This is a genomic window from Pedobacter sp. Bi126 (assembly GCF_918698245.1).
In the GTDB taxonomy this organism is placed as follows: Bacteria; Bacteroidota; Bacteroidia; order Sphingobacteriales; family Sphingobacteriaceae; genus Pedobacter.
In genome coordinates this window covers 478,551-491,805 of the sequence record NZ_CAKKMS010000001.1, presented here as the reverse complement: position 1 = coordinate 491,805, position 13,255 = coordinate 478,551, and the positions used below count along the sequence as shown (strand labels likewise).

At 36.7% G+C, this 13,255-nt stretch carries 6 protein-coding genes; all 6 read left to right on the top strand.

From position 1 onward, the window contains the following. Nucleotides 1-23 precede the first annotated feature (23 nt). Entirely contained in the window at nucleotides 24-722 is a 699-nt protein-coding gene (locus LQ201_RS01865; protein ID WP_230143923.1) for an ABC transporter ATP-binding protein, read from the top strand. Between the two features lie 214 nt (nucleotides 723-936). After that, the gene (locus LQ201_RS01860; RefSeq protein WP_230143925.1) at nucleotides 937-3,306 is read left to right on the top strand and encodes an ABC transporter permease; all 2,370 of its coding nucleotides are present in this window, start codon (nucleotides 937-939) and stop codon (nucleotides 3,304-3,306) included. A 77-nt stretch (nucleotides 3,307-3,383) separates the two neighbouring features. Then, nucleotides 3,384-5,744 carry an ABC transporter permease gene (locus LQ201_RS01855; RefSeq protein ID WP_230143927.1) on the top strand — a complete coding sequence of 787 codons (2,361 nt, stop codon included), beginning with the start codon at nucleotides 3,384-3,386 and terminating at the stop codon, nucleotides 5,742-5,744. A 77-nt stretch (nucleotides 5,745-5,821) separates the two neighbouring features. Then, a complete protein-coding gene (locus LQ201_RS01850; protein ID WP_230143929.1) occupies nucleotides 5,822-8,194 on the top strand; it encodes an ABC transporter permease in 2,373 nt (790 codons plus the stop codon). Nucleotides 8,195-8,341: 147 nt separating this feature from the next. Then, nucleotides 8,342-10,723 (top strand): ABC transporter permease, encoded by a 2,382-nt coding sequence (locus LQ201_RS01845; RefSeq protein ID WP_230143930.1) that lies wholly within the window; start codon nucleotides 8,342-8,344, stop codon nucleotides 10,721-10,723. 60 nt (nucleotides 10,724-10,783) lie between these two features. Then, nucleotides 10,784-13,159, top strand: coding sequence for an ABC transporter permease (locus LQ201_RS01840; RefSeq protein WP_230143931.1), 2,376 nt, complete (start codon nucleotides 10,784-10,786; stop codon nucleotides 13,157-13,159). Nucleotides 13,160-13,255 lie beyond the last annotated feature (96 nt).

The following is a 13,255-nucleotide window of genomic DNA, read 5'->3' as shown; positions in this document are numbered from 1 at the left end:
ATACTAGAATAATACTTGATACTATGATTAAAATAGAAAATCTGGAAAAAGTTTACAAAACTGAAGAGGTAGAAACCACTGCGCTGAATGGTATTAACCTCCATGTTGGAGCAGGAGAATTTGTTTCCATCATGGGGCCATCGGGCTGTGGCAAATCTACTCTATTAAATGTAATGGGTTTATTGGATAAGCCCGAAAGTGGAAGCTACAAATTTATCGATACCGAGCTTTTAACGCTTAACGATAGGGAACGTTCAAATTTCCGTAAAAGAAATATGGGGTTTGTTTTCCAGAATTTCAATTTGATTGATGAATTAACTGTTTTCGAAAACATCGAACTGCCACTAATTTATAATAAAATTCCTACAGGAGAACGCAAGAAACTGGTAAATGAAATTATCGAAAGAATGAATATTGTAAACCGTAGCGGTCATTTTCCACAACAGTTATCAGGTGGACAGCAGCAGCGTGTGGCCGTAGCAAGGGCTTTGGTTACCAAACCGAAGTTGGTTTTGGCCGATGAGCCTACCGGAAATTTGGATAGTTCTCATGGTAATGAAGTGATGGAGCTACTTTGCGAACTGAATGAAACTGGAACTACCATTGTAATGGTTACGCACTCCAGTCATGATGCCAGTTTTTCGAACAGAATCATCAACCTGAAAGATGGTCATGTGATTTCTGAAAAGATCAATAAAAGCAGAAACGAAGAACTGATATAAGGGGAGAAGGCTGAAGGTTTTAAGGTAGAATTATGTCAACCTTTAACCCTCTACCTTCCTACCTTCAACCTCAAAAAAATTTTAGTTTAGTTAATAATAAGTCTGCCCAAAAATCTTCCTGGATAGGAAGATTCGGGAAGACGAAATAGTGAAAACCACCAGATAGGTATTTTGACCGCCACACCCCAAACACCTATCGCCAAACAATAAAAACATGTTCAAATTAAACTTAAAAATCGCTTTGCGAAACCTCTGGAAAAACAAGGGATTCTCTTTGATCAACATTGGGGGTTTAGCCATTGGCTTAGCCAGCTGTATGGTTTTGTTACTTTATGTTGCTTACGAGTGGAGCTACGATAAACAATTCTCCAATCACGATAAAACTTATGTAGTTTATCAAAATATGGAGGCAAGTGGTAAAACTTTTAGCTGGGCGTGGACACCTAATGTGATGGCTAAGGAAGTGCAAGAAAAAATCCCTGGCGTTAAATATGCTTCTCACACTACTTATCCGAGGAAACAATTAATTACCGTTGGTGACAATAAAATAAATAGCAGTGCAATATTTGCCGACCAAAATTTTATTAAAATATTGGATTATAAATTTCTTGAAGGTAATTCAGCCAAAGTTTTAAAAGATGTAAATACCATTATTCTTACCAAATCTTTTGCGAAAAAATTATTTGGAAATGAAGATCCACTTAATAAAATGGTAAAGCTTGAAAATCAGGAAGCATTAAAGGTTGAAGCTGTAATAGAAGATGCACCAGCAAATAGTAGTTTAACTTTTGAGTGCATCATGCCCTGGGCATTGTTCGAAAAACGAGAAAACTGGGTGAAGGAAGGCAATTGGGGGAATAATATGTGTTTAACCCTTGTTCAGTTAAAGGATAATAACTTTTTTACTGCTGCAAATGATTTGATGCATGGCATTTACAAACGCAATCAAAAAGATAATACGGCAGTAGCTTTATTACATCCTTTAAACAAATGGCACCTATACGATGATTTTGTAAACGGTAAATCGGTAGGTGGAAAAATAGATCAGCTTAAAATATTCTTATTGCTGGCCTTTTGTATCTTGTTAATTGCCTGTGTAAATTTTATGAATTTATCTACAGCACGCTCAGAACGTAGGGCAAAAGAAGTTGGCGTTCGTAAAGCAATCGGATCAACACGTAAATCGTTAATTAATCAATTTTTTTTAGAATCCCTACTCCTCACATTTATTGCCACAGTTTTAGCTTTTATCTTAATTGAGGTGAGTTTGCCATATTTTAATGGTCTGTTAGATATTAAATTAACAATAGATTATCATAACAGCCTATTTTGGTTAACACTAGTGGGACTAATGATTTTAACCGGATTAATTGCGGGTAGTTATCCAGCGCTTTATCTATCCTCTTTTGAACCTATCAAAGTGTTAAAAGGTTTCACCCTTAAAGCAGATTCATCTACTTCGGTGAGAAAAGTATTAGTGGTTGGCCAATTCGTTTTTGCGGCAAGTTTAATTATTTGTACAGCAGTAATTTATCAGCAACTTAATTATGTTAAAAATAAGCCTATTGGTTATGATCAATCCAATTTAATTCAGATAGCAGTTGTTGGCAAAATGAACGATGCAGCAAAGCTAGAATTGCTTAAAACGCAACTAATAGCAGCTGGTGCTGCAAGCGATGTTACTTTCTTTAGTACAGATTTTACTGAAGGTGGAGATAATACTACGGGTGTACAATGGGAAGGTAAAAACCCAAACGAAGCTATTTCTTTTAATCATAGAACAATAGGGTATGATTTTGTTGAAACTATTGGCACTAAAATGATTAATGGTAGGGAGTTTTCTGCGAAATTCCCTAATGATACAGCTAGCGTATTGTTAAATGAGGCGGCTGTGAGAATGATGCAATTAAAAAATCCAATTGGCAAAGTAATTACTTTCTGGGATAAAAAGTTAACTATAGTTGGTATTGTAAAAGATTTTGTAGTAGAAAGTGCCTATCAAAGAGTTGCCCCAATGATTTTTAGGGCAAATGGAAAATACGATGCGAGGGTTATCATTGCGCGTTTAAATCCAAATCAAAATATCAGTTCATCATTGGCCAAAATTGATGATTTAGTAAAGCAAATGGAACCTAATTATCCTGTTAACCGCAAATTTGTGAACGAATCTTTTGAAGTAAAATTTAAAAATGAACAAATTCTAGGTTCACTTTCAAACTGGTTCGGTGGCTTTGCCGTTTTTATCTCCTGCCTGGGTTTACTTGGTTTAGCGTTATTTATGGCAGAGCAACGTAAAAAGGAAATCAGTATCCGTAAGGTTTTAGGAGCTAGCACCAGCAATATCCTCGTGTTGCTAAATAAAGATTTTATAAAATTGGTGGCCATTGCCAATCTTATAGCATTCCCATTAGCATATATCATTGTAAATAAATGGCTTTCGGCTTTCGAGTATCGCGTCTCTATATCTGCATTGCCGTTTATAGCCGCAATTAGTCTTTCGGTAATCATTGCCATACTCACTGTGAGTATTCAATCGGTTAAAGTAGCGAAGGCAAACCCTATTGATGCACTTAAATACGAATAAGACCTGCGAGGAGCGTTTGGCATTAAGCGATAAAACCTCGCCAAACACCAAACGCTGTGCGCTAAACCCTACACCTTATGTTCAAATTAAACTTAAAAATCGCTTTGCGAAACCTTTGGAGAAATAAAGGATTTACACTGATTAATTTGGGAGGATTGGCCATTGGCTTGGCAAGCTGTATGGTTTTATTGCTCTATGTTGCTTATGAGTACGGTTACGATAAACAATTTACCGATTATGATAAAACTTATTTGGTTTATAATAATCAGAAAACAGCAAAAGAAACTTTCAGCTTTCTTGCGGTGCCGGGTTTAATGGAAAACGAAGTACGTTCTAAAGTTTCGGGTGTTTCGAAGGTTGGTCGATTATCTTATCCAGAATATAAAATGCTTTCTTATCAGCAGAACAACTTTAAGACGAGTGCCGTGTTTGCTGATCCTGACTTTTTAAAAATGTTTGATTACAAGGTTTTAAAGGGTAATCCTAATACTTTTCTAAAAAACCCTGATGGCATAATTTTAAGCGAAACTCTGGCGAAAAACCTTTTCGGTAATGAAGATCCTTTAAATAAGGTTGTAAAACTCGAAAATAATCGAAGTTTAAAAGTAGAGGGTGTAGTTGAAGACAGACCGAAAAACAGTAGTCTGGAAATAGATTACCTAATGTCGTGGAAATTATACGAAACATTAAACCCTTGGACAAAAACCAGTGGGTGGACTTCTAATTACTGCGTGTTATTTGTTCAGTTGCAAGATAATTCTTTTTTCGAGCAAGCTAATAATCAAATGCATGGCATGATTAAGGCCAATGACAAGAATTCGAATGGAGAACCTTTTCTTCATCCACTATCTAAATGGCATTTATATGAAAAATTCGAAAATGGCAAAAATGTAGGCGGTAGGATAGACCAGTTAAAGATATTTTTTCTTTTAGCTTTCTGTATTCTATTAATAGCCTGCGTTAATTTCATGAATCTTTCTACAGCAAAATCAGAAAAAAGAGCCCGTGAAGTTGGTGTCCGTAAAGCGATTGGTTCGTCTAGGAATAATCTGATTAACCAGTTTATGTTTGAATCGATTTTACTTACAATGTTAAGTATGCTGGTTGCTTTTGTATTAATAGAGGTAAGCTTGCCATATTTCAATAACCTGTTGGGAATCTCATTGCAAATAGATTATGCCGATTGGAAATTCTGGGCTGTATTTTTAGGGTTAACATTATTAACCGGCATTATTGCTGGCAGTTATCCGGCTTTTTACCTTTCATCATTCGATCCGGTTAAAGTATTAAAAGGATTTAAGCTTTCTGGTGGCTCATCGTTATCTATTCGCAAGTATTTAGTTGTTTTTCAATTTGTATTTGCTGCATGTTTGATTGTTTGTACAGCTGTTATTTATCAGCAACTGAATTTTATCAAGAATAAACCGATTGGTTATAACATCGATAATCTTGTTCAGATCCCTGCCGAGGGCGAATTTGCCAACCCAGGTAAGCGTAATATTCTAAAAGATGAACTTCTAAAATCTGGTGCAGCAACTGCGGTTACAGAATACAGTCAATCGTTAACTGCTGGCGGTAATAATACGTATGCAGTAAGCTGGCCGGGTAAAGATGAGATTGAAAAAATACTGGTAAACTACAGATTTACGACGGTTGATTTGACTAAAACCACCGGGATGCAAATTCTTGCTGGGCGCGATTTTTCGAAAGACCGGATAGATACTGCAAATGTTTTAGTTAATGAGGCTTTAGTTAAAGTGATGGGCATGAAAAGCCCTGTTGGTAAAGTGATTAGCTGGGGCCAGCCCCTAACTATTGTTGGGGTAGTGAAGGATTATGTAATGGAGTCGCCTTATCAAAGTCCGAAACCATTAATTATTGCACAAAATAAGCAGGCAACAAGCACTATAATTATGAGATTAAATGATCAAAGCAATGTTACCTCGTCTATTAATAAAATAAATGAAATTATAAAAAAACTAAATCCTGCTTTTCCAACCGAAGTAAAATTTGTGAATGAAAATTTCCAATCAAAGTTTAAAAATGAGAAACTTTTGGGCACACTTTCAAACTGGTTCGGTGGTTTTGCCATCTTTATCTCCTGCCTGGGTTTACTTGGTTTAGCTTTATTTATGGCAGAGCAACGCAAAAAAGAAATCAGTATCCGCAAGGTTTTGGGCGCCAGTACAGCCAACATCCTTACTTTATTGAACAAAGATTTTATCAAACTGGTTGCAATAGCCAATGTAATCGCATTTCCGTTGGCCTATATTATTATCAATAAATGGCTCTCGGGATACGAATATCGCATTTCTGTTTCTGCCTTGCCGTTTATAGCCGCAATTAGTCTTTCAGTAATTATTGCCATACTCACCGTAAGTATTCAATCGGTTAAAGTGGCCAAAGCAAATCCTGTTGATGCATTAAAATATGAATAAGACTTGCGAATAGCGTTTGGCGTTAAGCGATAAATCCTCGCCAAACGCCAAACGCTGTGCGCTTAACCCTACACCTTATGTTTAGATTAAACTTAAAAATTGCACTGCGTAACCTTTGGCGAAACAAGGTAAGCTCGCTTATTAACGTAATTGGGCTGGCCATTGGTTTGGCTGCCTGCTTAATGTTGCTCTTGTATGTTACCTACGAATGGAACTTTGATAAGCACTATAGAAACTCAGAAAATCTGTATACGGTTATGACTAATATTCCTGATGGAAATGGCGGTGTATCGAAGACATTTGAAGGAACAACAACGGCGCTCGGACCATTATTAAGGGAACGCATTCCCGAAATAAAAAACCTTGCAAGGATGAACTACATCAAAAAAAGTTTAATTGCAAATGGAGAAAATGGATTTAAGAAAGACGGAAAATTCGCTGAACCCGATATTTTAAAGCTGTTTAATTATGAATTTATTGTGGGTAATGCCAAAACCGCAATGAAAAACCCGAAATCTGTAATTCTTACTGAGACAATGGCGGAAATTCTTTTCGGTACAACAAATGTATTAAACAAATCTGTCCGTTATCAGGATAGTGAAAATTTGACGGTAACCGGTGTAATAAAAGATATACCTCAAAATAGCTCGCTTAAGTTCGACTTTTTAATGCCTTGGGCCTTTTACGAGAGGGTTGATGAAAGCGCGAAGAATTTGGGATGGGGTAATTACAGTTTTGTAACAATGTTTTCTCTTAATCCTAATGCAGACATTGATGTTGTGAACAGGAAAATTGATGAGACTGTTAAAGCAAATAATAAACAAACCGACCAACCTTTCGTAGCATTCCAATATGCTAAACTGCACTTATTTGGTAAGTTTGAAAATGGTAAAAGTGTAGGCGGCGACATTGAACAAATATGGCTTTTTACTGGTCTTGCTTTTGGTATTTTACTTATTGCTTGTATCAATTTTATGAACATGGCTACGGCCAAATCAGAAAAACGGGCGAAAGAAGTCGGTATTAAGAAGACAATTGGCGCAAATCGAATTTCATTAATTCTTCAATTTTTAACAGAATCAATGGTGCTTACGTTAATTGCGGTTGTGGTCGCAATTGCGCTGATCGAAATCTGTTTGCCTGCATTTAATGGTCTTTTAAATATCAATCTCAGCATATCTTATTTTAATTTAACCAGTTGGATTGGCATATTGGGAATAGTTATCGCTACAGGTTTAATCGCAGGAAGTTATCCCGCATTTTATTTATCTGCTTTTAACCCGATCCAAACTTTAAAAAGGAAAATAAAATCGAAAGGTTTGGCATCTGTAAGCTTAAGGCAAGTCCTTGTTGTAAGCCAGTTTTGTTTTGCTATCGTTCTGATTATTTCAACGCTGGTTATTTATCGTCAAATTCAATACATTAAAAATAGACCACTGGGCATAGATACCAAAGCATTAATTGAGATTCCTCAAGATGGACAGCTAAAAAATCAGTTTGAGGTTTACAAGCAAAAATTACTGCAATCTGGTGCTGTAACAAGTTTAAATAAATCTTCAACAAAATTATCACACCACGGTTCAAATTTTACCGATGTTCGCTGGCCTGGAATGGTTCAGGAGAATAATGATAACCTGTTTAACAAGGTTGAAGCCAGCTATGATTTCATAAAAACTAACGGGATAAAATTATTGGAAGGAAGGGATTTTTCTAAAAAATTTGCATCTGATTCTGCAGCCGTTCTTATTAGTTCTGCAACCGCAAAAGTAATGAATTTAAAAAAACCAGTAGGGCAAATTCTAACCATTTTTGGTGATAAAAGGGTGATTATTGGGGTTTTTGATGATTATGTATGGGATTCGCCTTATAAATCGAATAACCCAATGATACTTTATTTTAATGATAAGTATACAAGTTATATCACGATGAGGCTAAATACTTCGAATACCATTCAGCAAAATATTGAAACAATTACCCGAATTACCAAAGATATTAATCCTGCTTATCCGGTTGAAATCTCATTTTTAGATGAGGTATACAGTGATTTGTTCCAAAGGGAGAAAACTTTAGGCATCCTTTCAAATCTTTTTGGCGGACTGGCCATATTCGTTTCCTGTTTGGGACTTTTTGGTCTGGTGGCCTATAGTGCAGAGCAGAGAACAAAAGAATTTGGTGTACGCAAAGTATTAGGTGCCTCATTATTTAATTTGATGCAATTACTGTCGCTCTCTTTTGTGAAGATGATAGTTGTTGCTATCGTTATCGCTATTCCTTTGAGCTATTTCATGATGAATAAATGGCTGATGAAGTTCGAATTCCATACCGAAATATCATGGTGGATTATGCCGATAGCAGGATTTGGGACTTTGCTAATGGCATTAATCACTGTAAGTTTTCAGGCTTATAAAACTGCAAACGCCAATCCTGTTGATGCACTTAAATACGAGTAAGGCATAAGGTTTAAGGTAAGAGGCGTAAGGTTGATGCGCCAATGTCTTAAACCAAAGTAATGTATTTGAATATGAATAAAGGCTGAAAGATTAAGGGGTAAAGCGAGATGTTGATACCCTAAACCTTACACCCTAAACCTTAAACCTATGTTAAGATTAAACTTTAAAATAGCACTACGTAACCTTTGGAAAAACAAAGGCTTTACATTGATCAATGTAGGCGGCCTAGCCATCGGAATGGCCTGTTGTTTAATGTTACTCTTGTACGTTAACTACGAATGGAGTTTCGATAAGCAATATAAAAACGCCGATAAAGTATATTTTGCCGCATTAAATTTAAAGTTTAACGGCAAGCTGGCTACTACGATGGCCGTTCCGAATAAATTGGCCAAAGCTGGAGTTTCAGAATTGCCAGGCATTAAAAGTGCAGCCCGCATTTCAATGAACAATGGCCAGAAATTATACAGCCATAACCGGAATAATTTTAAATTAATAGGATTTAATGTAGATCCTGATTTTTTAAAAATCCTTGAACAGAAATTTATCTATGGCGATCCAGGTACTGCTTTATCTGAGCCTAATAACGTATTGATAAGCGAATCGACAGCAAAGAAATTATTTGGCGACCAGAATCCAATAGGACAAAGTATTAAATACGATAACAGGGTAGACTTAAAAGTTAGTGCTGTAATACAAGATTTGCCAAAAAATCAAAGCATGCAGTTTGATGTTCTGCAACCATGGGCTTTTTTTGAACAGGAAAATCCTTCCGAAAAAGAAAATGGATGGGGAGCAATTACCTGTTTAACCTTCTTTCAGCTTAAAGATAATGCTTCTTTAGATGCAACAAATGCAGCACTAAAACACTTCATCGTAAACAAAGAACCCGATTTAAAAGAAATGACCTACGAACCTTTTCTTTTTCCTTTAAGCAAATTTCACTTATATGGTGATTTTGACAATGGAAAATCGGTGGGGGGTAAAATTGATCAGTTGCGATTATTTGTTTTTCTGGCCATCTGTGTATTATTTATCGCCTGTATCAATTACATGAATCTTTCAACTGCTAAGTCGGAGAAACGTGCCCGTGAGGTAGGGGTTAGAAAGGCTTTAGGTTCTACCAGAAATACAATAATGGGACAGTTTATGGTAGAGTCAATACTGCTGTCTTTTTTAGCAATGTTAATTGCCTTTACGTTGCTTGAAGTCTCATTGCCTTACTTTAACAACCTGCTCGATATTGCGATCAAAATTAATTACAATGCTTATCAATTTTGGGGCTTATTACTTGTTATGGTACTGGTAACCGGTTTGCTTGCCGGCAGTTATCCTGCATTTTACCTTTCATCATTTATACCCGTAAAGGTATTAAAAGGCTTTAAAGGTTCAACGGGCTCATTATCAATCCGCAAAATACTGGTAGTAGTACAGTTTAGCCTTTCTATCTGCATGATTATTTCGGCAATTGTAATTTACAGCCAAATTCAGCACCTTAAAAATAAGCCCTTAGGCTTTGATCAGACTGCGCTGGTACAGATCGATTTAGAAGGAGAGTGGACAAAGCCACAGAAATTGCAGACTTTTAAAAATGAATTGCAGCGGGCAGGTGCTACAATTGCTGCAACAGAATATGCTGGCTCGTTTACAGATGGTGGTTCAATTACCAGTGATATTCAATGGCCAGGCAAGCCCAAAAATGATGTCTCGATTATTAATTATAGAAGTACAGGTTTCGATTTTGCCAAAACAACTGGTGTGAAAATTCTTGCGGGCAGAGATTTTGATCCTAAATTTTCGGCTGATACAGCTACATCTCTGCTCCTCAATCAAACTGCCGTTAAAATAATGGGGTTAAAAAACCCTGTGGGTACTGTTATCCATTGGGGCGATAATCCGCCACTTAAAGTGGTAGGCGTGGTGCAAGATTATTCTAACGAATCACTTGCTTCTAAAATACAGCCAACAGTTTATTATTACAATGTTAAAACGAGTCGGGTTTTACTGCTTAAACTCAATCCTAAGCAATCGCTTACTAATTCAATCGAAGCGATAAAATCGGTAAGTCAACGTTTAAATCCGGCTTATCCAATTGAAGTGAAACTGGTTAGTCAGGGCATGGCCGAAAAACTTAAGAGCGAAAGGTTGCTCAGTGTACTTTCCAATATTTTTGGAGGATTTGCCATTTTTATTTCTTGTTTAGGTTTATTGGGTTTAGCGCTATATACCGCTGAACAGCGCAGCAAAGAAATCAGTATCCGTAAAGTATTGGGCGCTAATCTTTCTGATATCCTGGTCCTTTTGAACAAAGATTTTATGAAACTGGTAATCATATCCAATGTGATTGCTATCCCGGTAGCTTATATTCTTGTTGCCAAATGGCTGGAGAAATATGATTATAAGATTACCATTAATCCATGGCCTTTTTTGCTTGCCCTTTTAACCTCGGTAATTATTGCCATTTTAACGGTAAGCCTGCAAACCTTTAAAGTGGCCAAAGCAAACGCTGTTGATGCACTTAAATATGAATAAGACCTGCGTGAGGCGTTTGGTGCTAAGCGTTTAAACGCTACACGCCAAACCCTACGCCTTATGTTTAAATTAAACTTAAAAATTGCACTACGCAATCTCTGGAGAAACAAGATAATTACCTTCATCAATATTGGTGGCTTAGCTATTGCTTTAGCTGCATTTATTTTGGTAACCATGTATTTTACCTACGAAACAGGTTTTGACAAAGAAAATCCAAACTACAACGAAATTTACGTAGTAGGAAGACAGTTGCCTGATTTTAAGACCAATAATACTCCGCCACCATTGGGTAAAGCTATTAAAGCAGAAATTCCAGAAGTAGTTTCAGTTGGTACCATGAAAATGAGTTTTTTTGAATTTCCGGTTAGCAGCGATCACGGTGTTGTTTTTTTAAGTAAATGCCTCTATCTTGATTATGCTGCGGCAAAAATGTTTAACATTAAACCCAATGTCGGTTTAACTCAGCCGGAAAGTACAACCGAAAATCTGTTTTACCTCAGTAACGAAAATTATAAAACGCTTTTCCCCCATAATAAAAACGGTCAGCCTGAAATGATTTGGCTTGGGAGTAAATCGGCTAATATGACAGGTAAGTTGAGCGGAAGTATTTTTGCCGATCCCCACTCTAATATTACTTTCGATGCCATTTCATTGATGAAAGAAGTTGGGATAGGCGAAAACTATGGATACAACAACTACAAGACTTATATCCAGGTAAAACCGGGCACAGATATTCAGGCACTTGAAGCTAAAATTAATGCCCTTTATAAAAAGGAATTGCTTAAAGATGGAGAAGATCCCAATAATGAGACTTTTAAAGCAACAAAAGCCTTTCTTGATCCTTTAAAAAACCAACACCTTAAACCAAAGGCCGGTACCGATGCCAATTATAAAGTACTCGTAGCTTTGTCTGTTTTAGGGATCCTGATCTTGGTAATCGCCTGTATCAACTTTACCAATCTGAGTATAGCGCAGGCAACCAAACGGGCAAAAGAGGTAGGCGTTAAAAAAGTGATGGGTGCTTATCGCTTTCAGCTTGCTTTTCAGTTTTTAACAGAAATATTAATTCAGTGTTTAGCAGCGACGATATTAGGACTGATTATGGCCGAAATCATCTTGCCAAAATTTAATAACCTGTTCGTGGTCAATTTATCCATTTGGGTAGCCAATAGTGCTTTATTCTGGCAATTGCCACTTATATTAATTTTTATTACGCTGATAGCTGGTATTTATCCTGCCATGGTACTATCTGGATTTAAACCTGCACTTGTTTTAAAAGGTAATTTTCAAACCAGCAAACAGAGCTATTGGTTGCGCAACAGCTTATTGGTGGTGCAGTTTAGCGTAGCGGTAGTTTTTATTATAGGTCTGCTCATCATCAGTTCTCAACTAAAATACATGCGTACTCAGGATATTGGTTTCAAACCCGAACAAGTGGTGTACATTAAAAACCTCGCCTATTTCGTCTCGCCAAGCAAATTCGATCCTATAAGGGATAAAATGGTTAAGATTCCGGGGGTGAAATCGGTTACTGTTACCAATGCATTGCCGGACGGTTCTGATGGTGGAAAAAATAAATATACGGTTGATGGAAAAGAACAAAGTTTAAGTTTTACAGATGTAGATTTTGATTATTTTGAAACATTAGATATTAAGATTAAAGAAGGCAGAACATTTTCCAGAGAATTTAAAACCGATACGGCAAATTCTGCTATACTTAATGAAGCTGCAGTAGCGAAGTATGGATTAACCAACCCTGTAGGTAAAACCATAAAAGGCTGCCAGAATAAAGAATATAAGATTGTAGGCGTGATAAAAGATTTTAAAGCACTTGGATTTGAGAAAGCAGTACAGCCTACCATTTACGCAATAAATGATCCCTGCGGAAACCCTAAAACAGAAATTATGCTAAAAATAGAAGAAAGCAGGATGTCTGAAGTGCTGAGTACCTTAAAATCGCAATGGCCAGAGATTAACAAGTTGGATGGAGATAATTTCCGTTACCAATTTCTGGATGAAATGTATGGTAAACTCTTTAAAAAACAAGAACAATTACAATCTGTATTTTTTGCTGCTGCAATCCTCACCATTTTTATTGCAATACTGGGTTTATTTGCCTTTGCAAAATACATTACCACTGGTAGAATGAAGGAAATTGCAATAAGGAAAATTCTTGGTGCAAGTCATTTACAGATTTTCAAACTCATTAATAGTTCATTCTTTGTTATGGTGCTTATAGCCAATATTATTTCCTGGCCATTGGCGTACATATTAACCAAAAAGTGGCTCGAAACCTTTGCATATCGAATCGATCTGCCACTTTTCCCTTTTTTAATCAGTGCAGCGCTAACCATTTTGTTAACCATTATAACCGTAAGTATCCAGGCAAACAGTGCTGTAAAAGCAAACCCCGTTGATGCACTTAAATATGAATAAGACCTGCGTGAGGGCGTTAGGCGATCAGTGCGAATTTATCGCCTAAGCCCAAACGCTTAGCTATTCTCCGTTCGGAACCGTACAGGTACTGTTCAT